We start from the raw sequence: 19,163 nt of genomic DNA on the forward strand, positions 1-19,163 counted from the left end.
CCGCAGTCCCGCCCGTCGGCGGGGGAGAGACGGCCCGCCGAGGAGGGACCGGCGCAGGAGGACCGGGTTCCGTACCAGTCCGCACCGCCGTCCCCCGACGAGCGGCCCGCCCGGCAGGAGTGGCCGGCCTCCGGTGAGCGGTCCGTTCTTCCGGCCCCGGAGTCCGGCTCATGAGCGGGTTTCTCGCGGGGCTGCTCGTTGCCGCGCTTCCCCTGCTCGCCGCTGGTTTCTGGCTGGGGCGGCGCACTGCGCGGCCTGAGTCGCTCGGGGGGCTTGGTACCCCCGTCGAGCACGCCACGTTCCAGACCCTGCACACGGCGTCTCTCGCGGCCCCCGCGCTGCGGGCGGGGCTCACGGAGGACTCGGCGCGGAAGTCGGCGCGTCGGCTGCGGACTCTGCTCGGGACCGATGCCCTGTGTCTGACCGACGAGAAGAACGTGCTCGCCTGGGACGGGGTCGGGGCGCATCACCGGGCCGAGATCATGGGGCGGCTGTCGGGGGCGCTGGAGACCGGGCGGGGCGAGGCGTTCCGGCTGGTGTGCGAGGTGCCGGACTGTCCCGTGCGGTGGGCGGTCGTCGCGCCGCTGACCGTGGACGAGCGGGTGCACGGGGCGCTGGTCGCGTGCGCGCCGCGCGAGTCCGCCGTCCTCGTCCGGGCGGCTGCCGAGGTCGCGCGCTGGGTCTCCGTACAGCTCGAACTCGCCGATCTCGACGACTCCCGTACCCGGCTGATCGAGGCGGAGATCAAGGTGCTGCGCGCGCAGATCTCGCCGCACTTCATCTTCAACTCCCTCGCGGTGATCGCCTCGTTCGTGCGGACCGACCCGGAGCGGGCGCGGGAACTGCTCCTGGAGTTCGCGGACTTCACGCGCTACTCGTTCCGCCGGCGCGGCGACTTCACCACCCTCGCGGACGAACTCCACGCCATAGACCACTACTTGGCGCTGGTGCGGGCCCGCTTCGGCGACCGCCTCGCCGTCACCCTCCAGATCGCCCCGGAGGTCCTCCCGGTCACCCTGCCGTTCCTGTGCCTGCAACCCCTCGTCGAGAACGCCGTCAAGCACGGCCTCGAAGGCAAGGCCGACAAGTGCCACATCAGGATCACCGCGCAGGACACCGGCGCCGAGGCGACGGTCGTCATCGAGGACGACGGCGCCGGCATGGACCCGGAGCTGCTGCGCCGCATCCTCGCGGGCGACGTCAGCCCCTCGGGCGGCATCGGCCTGTCCAACGTCGACGACCGGCTCCGCCAGGTGTACGGCGACGACTACGGCCTCGTCATCGAGACGGCCCCCGGCGCCGGCATGAAGATCACCGCACGCCTCCCGAAGTACCAGCCGGGCGTCCACCCGGCCGCCCGGCTGGCACCGCAGTGAACCTCAGGGCTGGCGCATGACGATCAACGCCAGTGTTATCAGCCCCAGCACGACCCAGCCGAACCACAGCCAGCCGTTGCTGCCGAGCGCGACCGTGTAGGCCGTCACCGCGACGAGTCCGCCGACGGTGACCACCCCCATGGTCTTGGTGGAGCTGTCCGTGGAACCGGCCATCGCGACACCCTCCTCAGGGCCGCCCTCCGCTGGGCGTGTCCACGTCCCATGGTGCCCTGAGATCAGCGTGTGCGTGAGTTCAGGGACGCGAGATAGGCGTTGTACGCCTCCAGCTCCTTGTCGCCGTCCCGGTCGGCCGCGCGGTCCTGGCGCTTGGCCTGGCGCTGCTCGGAGCCGTACCACTGGAAGAGCAGGGCGATCAGGACGATCACCGAGGGGACCTCGCTGAACGCCCACGCGATGCCGCCCGCCGCGCTCTGGTCCGACAGGGCGTCGATACCGAGGGAGGCCGGCGGGTGCTCGAACGTCTTCACCATCGGCTCCGACGCCATCATCAACGCGATACCGAAGAACGCGTGGAACGGCATTCCCGCGAAAAGCTCCAGCATCCGCATCAGATATCCCGGCCGGTTCGGGCCCGGGTCCACCCCGATGATGGGCCAGAAGAACACCACGCCCACCGCGAAGAAGTGCACCATCATTCCGAGGTGCCCCGCCTTCGACCCCATCAGCGTGTCGAACAACGGCGTGAAATACAGCGCGTAAAGGCTCGCGATGAACAGCGGGATCGTGAACGCGGCATGCGTGATGACCTTCATGTACCGGCTGTGCAGCAGGGCGAGCAGCAGCTCACGCGGCCCCTTGCGGCCCTTCCCCGCGACCGGCAGCGCCCGCAGCGCCAGCGTCATCGGCGCCCCGAGCAGCACGAGGATCGGCGAGACCATGCTGATCACCATGTGCTGCACCATGTGCACGCTGAACATGACCATGCCGTAGTCGTTGAGCTTCGTGCACATCACGAGCGCGACGGTGAGAATCCCGAGCACGAAGGAAAGGGTGCGCGGCCAGGACCAGGAGTCACCGCGCCGCCGGAGTTTCACCACCCCCCAGCCGTAAAGCGCGAGGGCCGCAATGCAGGAGATCAGGAAAAAGGGATCAGCGGACCACTCCAACCCCCGCCCCAGCGTGAACGGCGGCAGATCCATGGTCATGCCGTGCCCGCTGTGATCCATAAGAGCGGCTCCAAGATAGTGGGGGATATGCCCCCACAAGAGTAGGACTGCCCCCGGCGGCGGCCTCCACCGGGGGCACCTACCTCAGAGCACGCACTCCGCTTCCTCGTACCGCTGCTCCGGCACCGTCTTCAGCGTCTCGACGGCGTCCGCGAGCGACACCATCTCGATGTCCGTCCCCCGCAGCGCGGTCATCTTGCCGAACTCGCCCCGGTGGACGGCCTCCACGGCGTGCCAGCCGAAGCGGGTCGCGAGGACCCGGTCGTAGGCGGTCGGGGTGCCGCCCCGCTGGACGTGGCCGAGGATGACGGGCCGCGCCTCCTTGCCGAGCCGCGCCTCCAGCTCGATGGACAGCTGCCGGGCGATCCCGGCGAACCGCTCGTGGCCGTAGACGTCCTTGCCGCCCTCGTCGAAGGCCATGGTCCCGGCCTTCGGCTTGGCCCCCTCCGCGGCGACGACGATCGCGAACCGCTTGCCCGCCTCGAACCGTTCGCCGACGCGCCGGGTCAGCTCGTCGATGTCGAAGGGACGCTCGGGGACGACGACGGCGTGCGCGCCGGCCGCCATCCCGGAGTGGAGAGCTATCCACCCGGTGTGCCGCCCCATGACCTCGACGACGAGGACGCGCTGATGGGACTCGGCGGTGGTCTTGAGCCGGTCGAGCGCCTCGGTGGCGACCCCCACGGCCGTGTCGAAGCCGAACGTGACGTCCGTGACGGCGATGTCGTTGTCGATGGTCTTCGGCACGCCGACGACGGGCAGCCCGGCGTCGGACATGAGCCGCGCCGCCTTGAGGGTGCCCTCACCGCCGATGGGGATGATCGCGTCGAGGCCGAGCTCCTCGACGTGCCCCTTGGCGCGCTCCACGCCGTCGCGCAGATGGGAGGGCTGGACCCGGGAGGAGCCGAGGATCGTGCCGCCGCGCGCGAGGATGCCCGCGACCGCGTCGAGGTCGAGCTTGAGGTAGTCGCACTCCAGGAGGCCCTTCCAGCCGTCCCGGAAACCGATGACCTCGTCGCCGTGGTCGACGACGGCACGGTGCACGACGGACCGGATGACGGCGTTCAGGCCGGGGCAGTCGCCGCCGGACGTGAGGACACCAATGCGCATAGCCCGCAACAACCTTCTTCACGTGGGCCGGGGACCGGACCACGTCGTCCGGCACGATTCCCGCACACCCTAGCGTCAGGAAGGGGTCGATCCGAAGGGTGCGTCCGTCTGCTGGACGTACCCGCTCACCTGCGCGGGGGCACCGTCAGACGGGCTGTTGACGGTGCCCCGAAAAGCGGGTGAACACACAGGTCACGCGGGCTGCTGGGCGGCGGTGATCCGCTCATTGCGCAGCGCCTCGTACCACCGGTCGTCGCACGGCGGCAGCGCGTTCACGTCGAGTGCGAGTTTCAGCAACAGGTCACCGATCAGCGGGTTGCGCGCGAGGACGGGACCGTGCATGTACGTCCCGAACACGGTGTCGTTGTACGCGCCCTCCGTGCCGTCGCCCGTGCCGTTGCCCTTGCCCATCTGGACGCGGGCGAACGGCCGCGCCGTCGGCCCGAGGTGCGTGACGCCCTGGTGGTTCTCGAACCCGGTGAGCTGCGGCAGCCCGAGCCGGGGGTCGATGTCCGCGAGGACGTCACCGACGCACCGCTCGCCCTCGCCGCGCACCGTGGTGACGTCGAGCAGCCCGAGGCCAGGCTGGCGCTGGCCCTGGTCGTTGACGAACTCGTGGCCCAGGATCTGGTACCCGGCGCACACCGCGAACACGATCGCCCCGTTGTTCACCGCCTGGTACAGGTGCCCGTCGCGGATCAGCCGCTCCGCCGCGAGCCGCTGCGGACGGTCCTCGCCGCCGCCGATCAGGTAGATGTCGCCGGACGTCGGGATCGGCTGGTCGCTGCGGACGTCGAGCCGCGCCACGTCCAGACCGCGCTGCCGCGCCCGCCGCTCGACGACCAGGACGTTGCCCTGGTCGCCGTACGTGCTCAGCAGGTCCGGGTAGACCCAGACGACCCGCAGTTGGTTGTCGCTCACTGGCTGAATCCCCTCAGTTGCCGACGCGGCGGCGCAGATCCTGGAACGCGGTGTAGTTGGCGATGACCTCGATCCGGCCGGGCGGGCACGCCGCCACCGCCTGGTCGGCCGAGTCGAACACCTGGAAGTGCTGGTTCGCCACTTCGAGCCGGACGGCGAGGTCGAGCTTGCGGTCGCCGATGACACAGATCGGGTGCCCGGTCAGCCGCGTGTAGTCGACGTCCCACAGCCAGGACGTGTCCGTGCCGTCCGCGCCGCGCGCGTTCACCGACAGGATCACCGGCGCGGGTGCGGGATCGATCAGGCTGAACGTCTCCAGCCAGCCCGCCGGGTTCTTCGCCAGCAGCAGCCGCAGATCCCGGCCCTGGAACTGGACGACGTCGTAGCGCCCGGCGACCGCCTGCACCTGGTACATGCGTTCCAGGGCGACCTGCGGCGGCACCCCGAACACGGCGGCGACGGCGGCCGAGGACGCGGCGTTGGCCTTGTTCGCGCGGCCCGGGAGCTGGAGGTGGATCGGCCAGGCGGAGCCGTGCGGGTCGATGACGTGGTCACCGGACAGCGCCCAACTCGGCTGCGGGCGGCGGAAACCGCACTCCGCGCAGTACCAGTCGTCGCCGGGCCACTGGAGGACGCCGCCGCAGGACGGGCAGGACCAGGCGTCGTCCTTCCACATCTGCCCGGCGGCGACCCAGATCACGTTGTGCGAGGACGACGCGGCCCACACCACCAGCGGGTCGTCCGCGTTGGCGACGACGACCGCCTTCGAGCCGCTCAGCCCCTCGCGCCACGCCTCCGCCATCATGCGGGTCTCGGCGGCGCGGTCGAGCTGGTCACGGGAGAGGTTCAGCAGCGCGATGCACTTCGGGTCGGTGTCTCTCGCGACCCCGGCGAGGTACTTCTCGTCGACCTCGATCACGCCGTAGCGCGCGTCCGAACCGCCCGCGAGCGCCGAGGTGATGCCGGCCGGCATGTTCGCGCCGAGCGCGTTGGAGACGACCGGGCCCGCCGCGCGCAGCGCCTCGGCGATCAGCCGGGTCGTGGTGGTCTTGCCGTTGGTGGCCGAGACGAGGACGACGTCCAGGTTCTGGGCGAGCCGGGCGAGGAGGTCGGGGTCGAGTTTCAGGGCGACCTTGCCGCCGATGACCGAACCGCTGCCGCGGCCCGCGGCTCGCGATGCCGCGGCGACCGCTTTGCCCGCGGTCACGGCGATCTTGGCCCGCGGCGTGAGCGGGTCCGAGTTGCCTGCCATCAGTCCTCGATCCTCCTTCGTACGCGCCGCGCCTCTGCCTGACGACAACGTGGTGTGCGGCCAGCCTATCGAGATCCATTCGCACTCCCGAATCCCGGCACCGTCTCACGGCCGTTCGACATGCGCGTGTCACAAAGGACCGTACCCTTACGGCCATGCCACACCGCTCCATCCCGGGCACCCGCGGCCGAGTCCGCCCGATCACTTTGCACGGCGCCCCGTCCCTCCACACGCCCTGCGCGGAGGTCCCCGCCTTCACCCCCGAGCTGGCGGCCCTCGTCGAGGACATGTTCGCGACGATGTACGCGGCCCAGGGCGTGGGCCTCGCGGCCAACCAACTGGGCGAACCCCTCCGGGTTTTCGTGTACGACTGCCCCGACGACGAGGAGGTCCGCCATGTCGGCCACATCGTCAACCCCCGTCTGATCGGCGTCGACGGGGTGGTTGTCCGGGGCCCGGAAGGCTGCCTGTCCCTACCGGGCCTGGAGGCAGGGACGGAGCGCTACGACGAAACGGTCATCGAGGGCTGCACGGTGACGGGGGACCGGATCAGGGTGGAGGGCACGGGCTTCTTCGCGCGGTGCCTCCAGCATGAGATGGACCACTTGGAGGGGAAGACGTACGCGGACCGGCTGGACGGCCGACGCCACAGGAAACTCATGAAACAGGTGGACAAGGCCCCCTGGAACTGAAGTCCTAGAACCCCGGCCCCCCGATCCGGTCCCCGGCCGCCGCCAGCCTCCCCCACAGCAGATCCGCCAGGCACCGCACCAACTCGGCCCGCTCGCAAGGCCGTTCCCCCAGCCACCAGTCCCCGGCCGCGTGCATCATCCCGACGATCCCATGACCCCACACCCGGGCCACCTGCTGGCCACCCGGTCCCAGATCGAGCCGCTCCTCGATGACCTGGGCCAGTTCCTCGCCCATCCGCTTCAGCAGGGGAGCGGAGTGCCGGCCGACGTCCCCTTCCGCCGGGTGCATCAGGAACCGGTACACCTGGGGCCGGGTCTCGATCGCCGCGAGGTACGTGTCGAGGGTCGCCTCGACGCGCTCACGGCGCTCCGCCGGGGCGTCCAGCGCGGCCCGCAGCGACGCCAGCAGCGCGTCCGTGTGCCGCATGGCGAGCGCGGCGTAGAGTCCGCCCTTGTCCCCGAAGTGGCGATACAGGATCGGCTTGGTGATGCCCGCCTCCGCGGCGATCGCGTTCATCGAAGCCTGCGGCCCGTCCCGCAGCACCACGCGGTCCGCCGCCTCCAGCAGTTCGCGCCGACGACGGTCAGCAGACCTCTGCTGGTCGGTCCGCTGTGTGGTGTCCATTTCGCTCCCCTGTGGTGTTTCGGTCACGCCTGCGCAAACTAACACCTGCGTCCGGAGTTGACTTTTCCTACTGACGGGTAACACACTTGGGTTACCGCTAGTAACATGCATTGTGCACCGCCGCGCTGGAGGAGTCATGGCCGAGTTCACCATGGAACTCAACGACGAGCAGAAAGAGGTCAGGGACTGGCTCCACGGCTTCGCCGCCGACGTCATCCGCCCCGCCGCCGCGGAGTGGGACGAGCGCGAGGAGACCCCCTGGCCGGTCATCCAGGAAGCCGCCAAGGTCGGCATCTACTCCCTGGACTTCTACGCCCAGCAGTACTTCGACGCAACGGGTCTCGGCATCCCCATGGCCATGGAGGAACTGTTCTGGGGCGACGCCGGCATCGCCCTGTCCATCGTCGGCACCGGCCTCGCCGCCGTCGGCGTCCTCGCGAACGGCACCGAGGAACAGATCGGCACCTGGATCCCCCAGATGTACGGCGACGCGAACGACGTGAAGGTCGCCGCGTTCTGCTCCTCCGAGCCCGACGCCGGCTCCGACGTCGCCTCCATGCGCACCCGCGCGGTGTACGACGAGGCCAAGGACGAGTGGGTGCTCAACGGCACGAAGACCTGGGCGACCAACGGCGGCATCGCCAACGTCCACGTCGTCGTCGCCGTCGTCGACCCCGACCTCGGCTCCAAGGGGCACGCGTCCTTCATCGTCCCGCCCGGCACCGAAGGGCTCTCCCAGGGCCAGAAGTTCAAGAAGCACGGCATCCGCGCCTCCCACACCGCCGAGGTCGTCCTCGACGACGTCCGCGTCCCCGGCTCCTGCCTCCTCGGCGGCAAGGAGAAGCTGGACGAGCGCCTCGCGCGGGCGCGCGAGCGGGCCAGGAGCGGGGGCGAGCGGGTCAAGAACGCGGCGATGGCCACGTTCGAGGCGTCCCGGCCCGCCGTCGGCGCCATGGCCGTCGGTACGGCCCGCGCCGCGTACGAGGTCGCCCTCGACTACGCCAGGACCCGCGAGCAGTTCGGGCGTCCCATCATCGACAACCAGGGCGTCGCCTTCCAGCTCGCCGAGATGCGTACGCAGATCGACGCGGCCCGGCTGCTGGTCTGGCGTGCCTCCTGGATGGCCATCAACGGCAAGCCGTTCACCGCCGCCGAGGGCTCCATGTCGAAGCTGTTCGCCAGCGAGACGGCCAAGACGGTCACCGGGCAGGCGATCCAGATACTCGGCGGGAACGGGTACACGCGGGAGTACCCGGTGGAGCGGATGCACCGGGACGCCGCGATCTACACGATCTTCGAGGGCACGAGCGAGATCCAGAAGCTGGTGATCGCCCGCACCCTCTCCGGAATGAACATCCGCTAACGATGCCTCAGAGGCGTGAGCTGCTCGATGTCGTAGCGCCTGCGCAGCTCCTCGATCGCCTCGTGGTCCGGCGGCCCCCCGCTCCCCAGGATCTCCAGCAGCTCCTCGAAGTAGCGCTCGTGATCCGGGGGCGGCGACGCCTGGAAGAACATCTTCGCCGGGGTGTCCGTCGGGTTCGCGAAGGCGTGGGGGCAGCCCGGGGGGACGACGATGACCGTGCCCGGTGTCGCGCGCACCACCCGGCCGCCCGAACTCGACTCCCAGCGCTGCCAGTTGTCCGGCGTGCGGATGCGCGGCTCGAAGGCGAGGACGTCCAGCTCGCCCTCCAGGACGTAGAACAGCTCCTCGCTCTTCGTGTGGACGTGCGCCCCCACGTCGAACCCCGGCGGCACCTCCACCTCGAACGTCGACGCCGTCCGCGAGTGCTCCCCGGTCACCTTGAACGTCACCCGCTGGGCCGGCGTCTGGACGACCCGCCCGTGCCCCGGCGGTACGAGGAGGCCCTCGCCGGCCGTCACCAGGTCACCGGCAGCGACTCGGGGCCACGGATCAACGCGCCCTTCCTGAAGGGGACTTGATCGGCGGGAACCGCCAACTGAAGGCCCGGCAGCCGGTCCAGGACCGCGTCGAGCAGCAACTCCTCCTCCATGCGGGCCAGCATGTTGCCGGGGCAGAAGTGCGGCCCGAACCCGAAGGCCACGTGAGGATTGGGGGAGCGCGAGAAGTCGATCTCGTCCGGCGCCGGGAAGGCGGCGGGGTCCCGGTTCGCGGCGAGGTACGACACGTACACCGCGTCCCCCGCCCGGATCCGCACCCCCCTGATCTCGACGTCCTCGGTCGCGATGCGGGACAGCCCGACGGCGTTGCGGTGGGGGATCCAGCGCAGCAGCTCGTCGATGGCCCGGGGGCGGATCGCCGGGTCGGCGCGCAGCCGTGCCGCCAACTCCGGCCGGGACAGCAGGAGATGGAAGAGCTGGCCGGAGTTGTTCGTGACGGCCTCGCCGCCGATCTGGAGGAGGACGGCCAGCCCGACGGCCTCGTCGAGGGTGACGTCCCCGCGCCCCACGGCCGTACCGAGGAGCGAGGCGACGTCCTCGCCGGTGGAGCTCTCGCGCAGGGCGATCAGGTCGGCGAAGTACGCGCCCATCTCGGCCTTGGCCTTCTCGCTGACCTCGCGGCCGTGCGAGGAGGACAGGATGAGCTGGGTCCAGGTGTGCATGACGTGCCGGTCGGCGGCGGGGACGCCCATCAGCTCGCAGATGACGGCGATCGGGAACGGCGTGAGGACGGCCGCCGTGAGGTCGGCGGGCGGCCCGGCGGCGAGCAGCGCGTCGACCAGCTCGTCCAGCATCGCCCGGGAGCGGTCCCGTACGCGCTCGACGCCCCGCGTGGTGAACGCGGCGGCCACCGAGCGCCGGATGCGCGTGTGGTCCGGCGGGTCGAGGAAGCCGACCGCGCCGCGCTCGGGGATGAAGTGCGGGGCGAGCCGGGTCACCGGGCGGTCCATGACGGCCTCGCGGCTGAAGCGCGGGTCGCTGACCGCGAACCGTACGTCGTCCATGCGGGTCACCAGCCACGCCCAGCCCTCGCCGTTCGGGAGCTGGATGCGGGTGACCGGGCCCTCGGCCATCAACTCCCGCAGCACCGGGTCGAATTCGGTGCCCTGGAGATCCAGGGCGGGCCACTGCCGTACCGCCTGGGCGATCGTCTCCTCGGTCATGCGCGGCTCCAGCGTCCGAGCGCCATCTCGGCGGTGATCCCCGGCCCGAACCCGGCGAGCAGGCCGCGCGCCCGGTCGGGGGCGCCGCCCTCGTCGAACAGCCGGCGCAGCGCGTCCAGGACGACGGCGCTCGCGATGTTGCCGTACTCGGTGAGCGTGGCGCGGCTGAAGCGGAAGGCGTGCGGGTCGACCTGGAGGAACTTGCTCAGGTCGTCGAGGATGCGGGGGCCTCCGGCGTGCACGATGTAGAAGTCCAGGTCGGCCGCGTCCCAGCCGTGCGTGCCGGCCAGCTCCTGGAGGGCCGGCGCCAGGGGTTCCATCGTCGCCGGGACCCGTTTGTCGAGGAGGAAGTGGAAGCCGGTCGCCCGGACGTCGTACATGATCCACTCCTCGGTCTTCGGGATCAGGTACGAGCCGTTGCGCTCCAGCGCGATGCCCTCGCCGCCCCGGCCGCGCACGACGGCCGCCGCGATGCCGTCGCCGAACAGGCCGTTGGACAGCAGGGAGCCGATCGCGAGGTCGGTGGGCTGGTAGCACAGCGAGCAGAACTCGCAGGCCACGATCAGGGCGTTCGCCTGCGGATACGCCGTGCAGAAGTCGTGCGCCCGGTTGATCGCAGCGCCGCCCGCAGCGCAACCGAGCTGCGCTATCGGTATCTGGCGGGTCGAGGGGTCGAAGTCCATCTCGTTGATCAGCCACGCCGTCAGCGAGGGCATCATGAACCCCGTGCACGACACGTACAGGATCACGTCGATGTCCGACGTCAGCAGCTCCGCGTCGTCCAGCGCCCGCTGCACCACGGCCGGCACCCGCGCCTTCGCCTCGGCTGTGTAGACCCGGTTGCGCTCCTCGAACCCCGGGTGCTTCAGCGTCTCCTCGATGGGCTGCACGATGTGCCGCGTCCTGACCCCCGTGTTCTCTATCAGCCGCAGTGCCAACGGCAGTTGAGGATGATCCGCGTGCCGCTCCCGCGCCAGCTCCAGGGTCTCCTCCATCGTGATCACATACTCCGGCACCGACACCGAGGGCCTGCACAAAGTAGCCATGACCGGATCCTGCTTTCGCCAGGGGATGCTCCCCTCACGATCACTCGGGGGACAGGCGATCTCGCGCGGAACTACTCCATTCCAGCGACCCCCTACGAGGACCGCCCGCTACTGTGCGCGATGCACGCCACGTCGATCCGGTCGGCCAGCTTCGCCAGCTCGATCGTCAGGTCGGCCACCGTCTCCTCGTCCCACCCCGACTCCCCGCCCTCGACGAGGTGCAGCCACCTCCCGCCCAGCGTGCGCAGCAGCTTGCTCACGTCGGCCGCCGCCACCTGTAGATCCCCCCGGTCGTCGACGATCAGAGGCAGTGTCACTTCCCGGTTCACGCCCTGATCGTAACCGCGCAACCGTCACACACCGTGCCAAACGGTCGTGATGTTGCAGAACTCGCGGATCCCGTGCCCGGACAGCTCCCGCCCGTACCCGGACCGCTTCACCCCGCCGAACGGGAACGCGGGATGCGAGGCGGTCATGCCGTTGAAGAACACCCCGCCGGCCTCCAGTTCGTCGGTGAACCGCGCCACCTCGCCCGCGTCCCGCGTCCACACGTTCGAACTCAGCCCGAACGGCGAGTCGTTGGCGACGGCGATCGCCTCGTCCACGTCCCGCACCCGGTACACCACGGCGACCGGCCCGAACGCCTCCTCCCGGTGGATGCGCAGCTCCCGCCCCACGTCCGTGAGAACGGTCGGCGGATAGAACCACCCGTCGCCCTCCGGCCGCACACCCCCGCACAGCACCCGCGCCCCGCCCCGCCGCGCGTCCTCGACGAGCTCCTCCAGGTCGGCCCGCCCCCGCTCGCTCGCCAGCGGCCCCACCTGCGTCTCCTCGTCCAGCGGGTCCCCGACCCGCAGCGCCTCCATCCCGGCGACGAACCGCTCGACGAACCCCTCGTACACGTCGGCGTGCACGATGAACCGCTTCGCGGCGATGCACGACTGCCCGTTGTTCTGGACGCGCGCGGTCACCGCGACCTCGGCCGCGCGGCCGAGGTCGGCGGACGGCATGACGACGTACGGATCGCTGCCGCCCAGTTCGAGCACGGTCTTCTTCACCATGTCCCCGGCGGCGGAGGCGACGGCCCGCCCGGCGGGCTCGCTCCCCGTGAGGGTCGCCGCGCGCACCCGCTCGTCGCGCAGCACCTCGTCCACGCCGCCCGACCCGATCAGCAGCGTCTGGAAACACCCCTCGGGGAATCCGCCGCGCCGGAACAGGTCCTCCAGGTACAGCGCGGTCTGCGGGACGTTCGACGCGTGCTTGAGGAGACCGACGTTCCCCGCCATCAGCGCGGGCGCCGCGAACCGGATCACCTGCCACAGCGGGAAGTTCCACGGCATGACCGCGAGGACGGGCCCGAGCGGCCGGTAGCGCACCAGGACGCGCTCCGCGCCGGAGTCGCGTACGTCGGCGGTCGCCGGGACCTCGTCCGCGAGCAGCGCCGCCGCGTTCCCGGCGTACCAGCGCATCGCCTTCGCGCACTTCGCGGCCTCGGCGCGGGCCTGCACGACGGGTTTGCCCATCTCGGTCGTCATGGTCCGGGCGATGTCGCCCCGGTCCGCGTCGAGGAGGTCGGCGGCGGAGTTCAGCCACCGCGCGCGTTCCTCGTACGACGTCGTCCGGTACGCCCGGAACGCGCCCTCCGCGAGGCGCAGTCGCCGTTCCACCTCCTCGGCGTCCATGGGCTGGTAGGTCTTGAGGGTCTCGCCGGTCGCCGGGTTCACCGTCGCGATGGTCATGGTGGGCCTCCTTCGGGGGACGGGTGCTCAGCGAGGCGGTCGAGAAACGTGGCCTGGGCCGGTACGACGAGCCCGCGCGCCTCGTCGAGGCCGTACCAGGCGCCCCGGTCCAGCTCGGGGAACTCCCGGAACCGTCCCGACCTGGGCGGCCACTCCATCCGGAACGTCCCCGGGACGACCGCCGCCGGGTCGAGGTCCGCCTCGACCGCCCACACGGTGACGAGCTTCCCGCCCGCCTGCCGGACCTCCCCGAGCGCGAGGGCCTGCCCGTCGGGCGGCTCAAGACCCAGCTCCTCCCGGAACTCCCGCCGCGCCGCGTCCCAGGGCGCCTCGCCGTCGCCGTACTCCCCCTTCGGCACGGTCCACGCCCCCGCGTCCTTGCGCGCGAACAGCGGCCCGCCCATGTGCCCGAGCAGCACTTCCGTACGGCCGTCCCGGCGCCGGAACAGGAGCAGGCCCGCGCTGCGCTTCACGGCCGTACCTCCGGGTGGGCGGCGAGGACGGTCTCGACGGTGTCCGCGTCCTCGGGGCGCTTGTCCTCGCGGTAGCGGACGACGCGGGCGAACCTCAGGGTGACGCCGGCCGGGTAGCGGGAGGAGCGTTGCAGGCCGTCGTAGGCGATCTCGACGACGAGTTCGGGCCGTACGGTGACGGTCCAGCCGTCGTCGGCGACGGCCAGGGCGCCGAGGTGTTCGGTCTGCCAGGCCAGCATCGCGTCGGTCATCCCCTTGAAGGTCTTGCCGAGCATCGCGAAGCCGCCGTCGGCCGTGCGGGCGCCGAGGTGGAGGTTGGAGAGCTTGCCGGTGCGGCGGCCGTGGCCGCGTTCGACGGCGAGGACCACGAGGTCGAGGGTGTGGACGGGCTTGACCTTGAGCCAGGAGGTGCCTCGGCGGCCCGCGCTGTAGGGCGAGTCGAGGGCTTTGAGGACGACGCCCTCGTGGCCGTCGGCCAGGGTCTGCGCGAGGAAGGCCGCGGCGGGGCCGGGGTCGGTGACGAGGTCGCGGCGGACCCGCATCGGCTCCGGGACCAGGCGGGCGAGTTCCGCGTGGCGGTCGGTGTAGGGAAGGTCCAGGAGGTCGCGGCCGTCCACCGAGAGGACGTCGAAGAAGACGGGCGAGAGGGGGGTGGCCGCGGCGGCCTTCGTGACGTCGACGCGGGAGCCGACCCGTCCGGCGGTCTCCTGGAAGGGGAGGGGGCGGTTCGTCGTCGGGTCAAGGGCGAGGATCTCGCCGTCCAGGATGAAGGCGGTGCTGTTCAACTCGCGTGCGATGTCCGTGAGTTCGGGGACGCGGTCGGTGATGTCGTCGAGGGTGCGGGTGTAGACGTGGATCTCGTAGGCGTCCCGGTGGAGCTGGACGCGGATGCCGTCGAGCTTCTCCTCGATCGCGCATGGGCCCAGTTTCGTGAGGGCTTCCTCCGTCGACGTCGCGGTGTGGGCCAGCATGGGGAACACCGGTCTGCCCACGGTGAGCCGGAACTCCGCGAGAGCCGGTGGGCCGTCGGCCAGGAGGGCCTGGGCCACCGGTTGCAGGGAGCCCGCCAGCATCACCGCCCGGCGAACGTCCGCCGGGGGCGCCTGAGTTGCCTGGGCCAGGGCCTCCGTCGCGAGCGCGTCCAGGGCCCCCTGGCGGACCTCGCCGGTCAGCAGGCCCCGCAGGAAGCGCTGTTCCTCCGCCGTGGCCTGTGCCATCAACTCCGCGAGCAGGCGGGCCCGTTCGGCCTGGGAGCCAGTTCCCGCGACCTTGCCGAGGGCGGTGAGGCGGGCGTCCGTGCCGGTGACGGTCAGGGTCGGGTCCGGGGCCGGGTCCGGCGTACGGCTCAGGAGCTTCCAGCCGATGCCGAGTCTGCCCTGGGGGAGGCGGCCCGCGAGGTAGGGGATCACCACGGGGACGTCCTCGGGGGCCGTCTCGCGGAAGAGGTCCGCGAGCAGGGCCGTCTTGCGGGAGCGCGCCGAGGTCTCGGCGACCTCCCGGGAGACCTCGGCCAGCCGGGCTAGGAGCATGAGGCCATCGTCCTACGGGGGCGGCTCGCGCACATCCCGAAGTGCTGCGGGGTTGACAAACACTGTTGCCGAAAATGCAATGCGCGGTATGAGTACCGAGGATGTTCTCGCCGAGGTGGGGCCCAGGTTGCGTCGTATCCGCAAGGAGCGGCAGGTGACGCTCGCGGGGCTGTCGGAGGCGACGGGGATCTCCGTCAGTACGTTGTCCCGGCTGGAGTCGGGGCTGCGGAAACCGTCGCTGGAACTGCTGCTGCCGATCGCGCAGGCGCATCAGGTGGCGTTGGACGAGCTGGTGGGGGCGCCGCCGGTGGGGGACCCGCGCGTACGGGGGGAACCTCTCGTGCGGCACGGCCGGACGTTCTGGCCGCTGACCCGGCAGCCGGGCGGGCTCCAGGCGTACAAGGTGCTGGTGCCGAAGGGGGAGGAGCGGATCGAGCCGCGTACGCATGAGGGGTACGAGTGGCTGTATGTGCTGTCGGGGCGGTTGCGGGTGGTGCTGGGGGAGCACGATGTGGTGATGGCGGCGGGGGAGGCGGCGGAGTTCGACACGCGGGTGCCGCACTGGTTCGGGTCCACGGGGGAGGGGCCGGTGGAGTTCCTGAGCCTGTTCGGGCCGCAGGGGGAGCGGATGCATGTGCGGGCCCGGCCCAAGAGCCGGTCTCAGAGGAACTGACGGTTCCCTCTCGGCAAGCGACCGCTTAGTATGCGCAGTGACCTCGGTCAGACGACGTAGTCCCCCGTGGAGGCACCACATGCAGGCATGGCAAGTGCACGAGAACGGCGAGCCCGGCGAGGTGATGCGGCTCGCCGAGGTGGAGCGGCCGACGCCCGGTGAGGGGCAGGTCCTGCTGAAGGTGCGTGCCGCCAGCATCAACTTCCCCGATGTGCTGATGGCCCGGGGGCAGTACCAGGTCAAGCCGCCGCTGCCGTTCACGCCCGGGGTCGAGCTGTGCGGGGAGACCGAGGACGGGCGGCGGGTCATCGGGAACCCGGTGCTGCCGTTCGGGGCGCTGGCCGAGTACGCCGTCGCCGACCCGGCCGCCCTCTTCCCCGCGCCCGAGTCGCTGGACGACGCCGAGGCCGCCGCCCTGCACATCGGGTACCAGACCGGGTGGTTCGGACTGCACCGGCGTGCCCGCCTCGAAGCCGGGGAGACACTGCTCGTGCACGCCGCCGCCGGCGGGGTCGGGAGCGCGGCCGTGCAGCTCGGGAAGGCGGCCGGGGCGCGGGTCATCGGCGTCGTCGGGGGAGCCGAGAAGGCCGCTGTGGCGCGGGAGCTGGGCTGTGACGTCGTCATCGACCGGCGCGCGGACGACGTCGTCGGCGCCGTGAAGGAGGCGACCGGCGGGCGGGGCGCCGACGTCGTCTACGACCCGGTCGGCGGCGAGGCGTACCAGCAGTCCACCAAGGTCGTCGCGTTCGAGGGACGGATCGTGGTCGTCGGGTTCGCCAGCGGCTCCATCCCGAGCCCCTCGCTGAACCACGCGCTGGTGAAGAACTACTCGGTCCTGGGCCTGCACTGGGGGCTGTACGCCACCAAGAACCCGAAGCTGATCCAGCACTGCCACGAGCAGCTCACCGAACTCGCCGCGCAGGGGGCGATCAAGCCGCTGGTGAGTGAGCGGGTGCCTCTCTCGGGGGCGGCCGGGGTCGTGCAGAAGCTGGCCGACGGGGTCACCACGGGCCGCGTCGTCGTGGAGGTGGCGGGATGACGGACGCCGCCAAGGGCAGCACCGCCGGGGCGGGCGCCGCCAAGGTCGATGCCGCCGAACTCGTCCGCCGTACCCGGGAGTTGCTCGCCGCGTATCCGCCCGCGAGCACCGACCGGCTCGACTTCCTGCGCGCCCGCTTCGACGCCGGGCTCGCCTGGGTCCACTACCCCGCCGGACTGGGCGGACTGGACGCGCCGCGCGCTCTCCAGGCCGTCGTGGACGCGGAGTTGGCGGCGGCCGGGGCGCCCGACAACGACGCCCGGCGCAACGGCATCGGGCTCGGCATGGCCGCGCCGACGATCCTCAAGTACGGGACGCCCGAGCAACACCGGCGTTTCCTGCGGCCGTTGTGGACCGGCGAGGAGGTCTGGTGCCAGCTCTTCAGCGAACCCGGCGCCGGCTCCGACCTCGCCGCGCTCGGCACGCGCGCCGTGCGCGAGGGCGACGACTGGGTCGTCAACGGGCAGAAGGTGTGGACGTCCGGCGCGCACAACGCCCGGTGGGCCATCCTCATCGCCCGCACCGACCCGACCGTGCCCAAGCACGCGGGGATCACGTACTTCCTGTGCGACATGACCGACCCCGGCGTCGACGTGCGCCCGCTGCGGCAGATCACCGGCGAGGCCGAGTTCAACGAGGTGTTCCTCACCGACGTCCGCATCCCCGACGCGCACCGGCTCGGTGAGACCGGCGACGGCTGGCGGGTCGCGCAGACCACGCTGAACAACGAGCGCGTCGCCATCGGCGGGATGCGGCTGCCGCGCGAGGGCGGGATGATCGGGCCGGTCGCGAAGACCTGGCGCGAACGCCCCGAACTGCGCACCCACGAACTCCACCAGCGCCTGCTGAAGCTGTGGGTCGAGTCCGAGGTCTCCCGGCTCACCGCCGACCGGCTGCGCCAGCAGCTCTCCGCCGGGCAGCCCGGACCCGAGGGCGCCGGGATGAAGCTCGCGTTCGCCCGGCTCAACCAGGAGATCAGCGGCCTGGAGGTCGAACTCCTCGGCCCCGAGGGCCTGTTGTACGACGACTGGACGATGCGCCGCCCCGAACTCGTCGACTTCACCGGACGCGAGGCCGGCTACCGCTACCTGCGCGCCAAGGGCAACAGCATCGAGGGCGGGACCACCGAGATCCTGCTGAACATCGTCGCCGAACGCGTCCTGGGCCTGCCCCCCGAGCCGCGCACCGACAAGGACGTCGCCTGGAAGGACCTGGCCCGATGAGCGACCTGCTGTACTCGGAGGAGGAAGAGGCCCTGCGGTCCGCCGTACGGGACCTCCTCACCGACCACTGCGACGCGGCCGGGGTCATCGCGCGCACCGAGTCGGACGCGCCGCACGACCTCGCCCTGTGGAAACTGCTCGCCGGGGACATGGGCCTCGCCGGGCTCCTCGTCCCCGAGGAACAGGGCGGCCAGGGCGCCTCGCACCGCGAAGTCGCCGTCGTCCTGGAGGAGTTGGGCCGGGCCGTCGCTCCCGTGCCCTACCTGTCCAGCGCGGTCGTCGCCACCGAGGCGCTCCTGGAGTGCGGGGACGCGGAACTCCTTGAGCGGCTCGCGTCGGGGCGTGCCGTAGGCGTCCTCGCTGTCGGGCTGCACCGGGCGCCGGGCACCGCGTTCTCCGTCGTCCGCCTCGAAAACGGGCGTCTGCACGGGCAGTTGACGGGGATCGCGGACGTCGCCGCCGCCGATGTGCTGCTGGTGCCGGTGGAGGACGGCGGGCTGTACGCCGTCGAGTCCGCCGACGCGACGGTCACCCCGCAGACGTCCTTCGACCTCACCCGGCCGCTGGGCACGGTCACGCTCGACGGCGCTCCCGGGCGTCGGCTCGGTGACTCCGGGCCCGCCGTGCGCCGTGCGCTGCGGTCGGCCGCCGGGCTGCTGGCCTCCGAACAACTCGGCGTCGCTGACTGGGCGTTGACCGAGACGGTCCGCTATCTCAGGGACCGCAAGCAGTTCAACCGGTCCGTCGGCGGGTTCCAGGCGCTCAAGCACCGGCTCGCGCAGGTGTGGCTGGAGGTCGTCAACCTCCGCGCCGCCGCCCGCAGTTCGGCCGACGCCCTCGCCGCGGGCGAGGACGTCGAGGTGGCCGTCGCGGTCGCCCAGGCGTACGCCTCGCCGGTCGCCGTGCGCGCCGTCGAGGAGGCGCTGCAACTGCACGCGGGCATCGGCATGACCTGGGAGCACCCGACCCACCTCTACCTGAAGCGGGCCAAGGCCGACTCCATCGCGTACGGGACGGCCGGCGCGCACCGGACGACTCTCGCCGGACTCGTCGACCTCCAGGCGCCGTAGGTTCCTGTTCGGTGAAGCCCGTCCCACCTGGGGCGGGCTTTTCCGTTGCCTCTCTCCGTCCCGGTGAACGTCCGGCCAACTCCTGTACCGCTTCCTCCTCTTGAGGTGTCCACGCCCGCATACTC

Annotated in this window: 20 protein-coding genes; 7 read left to right on the plus strand and 13 right to left on the minus strand. The window is 71.3% G+C overall.

Translation table 11 applies throughout. From position 1 onward, the window contains the following. The first annotated feature begins 170 nt into the window (after nucleotides 1-170). Nucleotides 171-1,376: a sensor histidine kinase gene (locus PV682_RS02915; RefSeq protein WP_059046264.1), complete on the plus strand. Its 1,206-nt coding sequence runs from the start codon at nucleotides 171-173 to the stop codon at nucleotides 1,374-1,376. A 3-nt stretch (nucleotides 1,377-1,379) separates the two neighbouring features. On the opposite strand, the gene PV682_RS02920 is transcribed toward PV682_RS02915, so the two are convergent. From PV682_RS02920 to PV682_RS02940, 5 genes are all read right to left on the minus strand, one after another. Continuing rightward, nucleotides 1,380-1,550, minus strand: a complete 171-nt coding sequence (locus tag PV682_RS02920) for a hypothetical protein (RefSeq protein ID WP_010355491.1) — start codon at nucleotides 1,548-1,550, stop codon at nucleotides 1,380-1,382. A 62-nt stretch (nucleotides 1,551-1,612) separates the two neighbouring features. Beyond that, nucleotides 1,613-2,563 carry a cytochrome c oxidase assembly protein gene (locus tag PV682_RS02925; RefSeq protein ID WP_319723633.1) on the minus strand — a complete coding sequence of 317 codons (951 nt, stop codon included), beginning with the start codon at nucleotides 2,561-2,563 and terminating at the stop codon, nucleotides 1,613-1,615. Between the two features lie 84 nt (nucleotides 2,564-2,647). Next, a complete protein-coding gene (locus PV682_RS02930) occupies nucleotides 2,648-3,673 on the minus strand; it encodes a 6-phosphofructokinase (protein ID WP_319723637.1) in 1,026 nt (341 codons plus the stop codon). A 192-nt stretch (nucleotides 3,674-3,865) separates the two neighbouring features. Beyond that, the gene (locus tag PV682_RS02935; protein ID WP_319723639.1) at nucleotides 3,866-4,594 is read right to left on the minus strand and encodes a type 1 glutamine amidotransferase; all 729 of its coding nucleotides are present in this window, start codon (nucleotides 4,592-4,594) and stop codon (nucleotides 3,866-3,868) included. 13 nt (nucleotides 4,595-4,607) lie between these two features. Then, a complete protein-coding gene (locus PV682_RS02940; protein WP_319723641.1) occupies nucleotides 4,608-5,846 on the minus strand; it encodes a Mur ligase family protein in 1,239 nt (412 codons plus the stop codon). A gap of 155 nt (nucleotides 5,847-6,001) precedes the next feature. Here PV682_RS02940 and def point away from each other — a divergent pair, with 155 nt between their 5' ends. Then, a complete protein-coding gene (gene def / locus PV682_RS02945; protein WP_319723644.1) occupies nucleotides 6,002-6,538 on the plus strand; it encodes a peptide deformylase in 537 nt (178 codons plus the stop codon). 4 nt (nucleotides 6,539-6,542) lie between these two features. On the opposite strand, the gene PV682_RS02950 is transcribed toward def, so the two are convergent. Continuing rightward, the gene (locus PV682_RS02950; protein ID WP_319723646.1) at nucleotides 6,543-7,163 is read right to left on the minus strand and encodes a TetR family transcriptional regulator; all 621 of its coding nucleotides are present in this window, start codon (nucleotides 7,161-7,163) and stop codon (nucleotides 6,543-6,545) included. A gap of 136 nt (nucleotides 7,164-7,299) precedes the next feature. On the opposite strand from PV682_RS02950, the gene PV682_RS02955 reads away from it, so the two are divergent. Continuing rightward, entirely contained in the window at nucleotides 7,300-8,526 is a 1,227-nt protein-coding gene (locus PV682_RS02955) for an acyl-CoA dehydrogenase family protein (protein ID WP_319723648.1), read from the plus strand. Here PV682_RS02955 and PV682_RS02960 read toward each other — a convergent pair. The 7 genes from PV682_RS02960 to PV682_RS02990 all read right to left on the minus strand — a co-directional run bounded on the left by PV682_RS02960 (nucleotide 8,523) and on the right by PV682_RS02990 (nucleotide 15,033). Further along, on the minus strand, nucleotides 8,523-9,044 hold the full coding sequence (locus PV682_RS02960) for a cupin domain-containing protein (RefSeq protein WP_319723650.1): 522 nt from the start codon (nucleotides 9,042-9,044) through the stop codon (nucleotides 8,523-8,525). The two genes, PV682_RS02955 and PV682_RS02960, sit on opposite strands and share 4 nt — an antisense overlap. Continuing rightward, entirely contained in the window at nucleotides 9,041-10,246 is a 1,206-nt protein-coding gene (locus PV682_RS02965; protein WP_319723653.1) for a cytochrome P450, read from the minus strand. The genes PV682_RS02960 and PV682_RS02965 overlap by 4 nt, the downstream gene beginning before the upstream one ends. Further along, entirely contained in the window at nucleotides 10,243-11,292 is a 1,050-nt protein-coding gene (locus PV682_RS02970) for a type III polyketide synthase (RefSeq protein WP_319723655.1), read from the minus strand. Before PV682_RS02970 ends, PV682_RS02965 begins: the two co-directional genes overlap by 4 nt. Before the next feature lie 92 nt (nucleotides 11,293-11,384). Continuing rightward, a complete protein-coding gene (locus tag PV682_RS02975; RefSeq protein WP_063786263.1) occupies nucleotides 11,385-11,621 on the minus strand; it encodes a DUF6213 family protein in 237 nt (78 codons plus the stop codon). A gap of 24 nt (nucleotides 11,622-11,645) precedes the next feature. Further along, nucleotides 11,646-13,031, minus strand: a complete 1,386-nt coding sequence (locus tag PV682_RS02980; RefSeq protein WP_319723659.1) for an NADP-dependent succinic semialdehyde dehydrogenase — start codon at nucleotides 13,029-13,031, stop codon at nucleotides 11,646-11,648. Continuing rightward, a complete protein-coding gene (locus PV682_RS02985; protein WP_319723661.1) occupies nucleotides 13,028-13,504 on the minus strand; it encodes an NUDIX domain-containing protein in 477 nt (158 codons plus the stop codon). Before PV682_RS02985 ends, PV682_RS02980 begins: the two co-directional genes overlap by 4 nt. Next, nucleotides 13,501-15,033 carry an ATP-dependent DNA ligase gene (locus PV682_RS02990; RefSeq protein ID WP_319723663.1) on the minus strand — a complete coding sequence of 511 codons (1,533 nt, stop codon included), beginning with the start codon at nucleotides 15,031-15,033 and terminating at the stop codon, nucleotides 13,501-13,503. The genes PV682_RS02985 and PV682_RS02990 overlap by 4 nt, the downstream gene beginning before the upstream one ends. Nucleotides 15,034-15,121: 88 nt before the next feature. On the opposite strand from PV682_RS02990, the gene PV682_RS02995 reads away from it, so the two are divergent. From PV682_RS02995 to PV682_RS03010, 4 genes are all read left to right on the plus strand, one after another. Continuing rightward, nucleotides 15,122-15,706: a helix-turn-helix domain-containing protein gene (locus PV682_RS02995; RefSeq protein WP_319723665.1), complete on the plus strand. Its 585-nt coding sequence runs from the start codon at nucleotides 15,122-15,124 to the stop codon at nucleotides 15,704-15,706. Nucleotides 15,707-15,785: 79 nt separating this feature from the next. Beyond that, on the plus strand, nucleotides 15,786-16,745 hold the full coding sequence (locus tag PV682_RS03000; protein ID WP_319723667.1) for an NADPH:quinone oxidoreductase family protein: 960 nt from the start codon (nucleotides 15,786-15,788) through the stop codon (nucleotides 16,743-16,745). Beyond that, nucleotides 16,742-17,968: an acyl-CoA dehydrogenase family protein gene (locus tag PV682_RS03005; RefSeq protein ID WP_319723669.1), complete on the plus strand. Its 1,227-nt coding sequence runs from the start codon at nucleotides 16,742-16,744 to the stop codon at nucleotides 17,966-17,968. Before PV682_RS03000 ends, PV682_RS03005 begins: the two co-directional genes overlap by 4 nt. Continuing rightward, a complete protein-coding gene (locus PV682_RS03010) occupies nucleotides 17,965-19,038 on the plus strand; it encodes an acyl-CoA dehydrogenase family protein (protein ID WP_319723671.1) in 1,074 nt (357 codons plus the stop codon). Before PV682_RS03005 ends, PV682_RS03010 begins: the two co-directional genes overlap by 4 nt. Nucleotides 19,039-19,163: the final 125 nt, after the last annotated feature.

Origin of the sequence: Streptomyces niveiscabiei, assembly GCF_033794345.1 — a bacterium.
GTDB classification, from domain to species: domain Bacteria; phylum Actinomycetota; class Actinomycetes; order Streptomycetales; family Streptomycetaceae; genus Streptomyces; species Streptomyces niveiscabiei.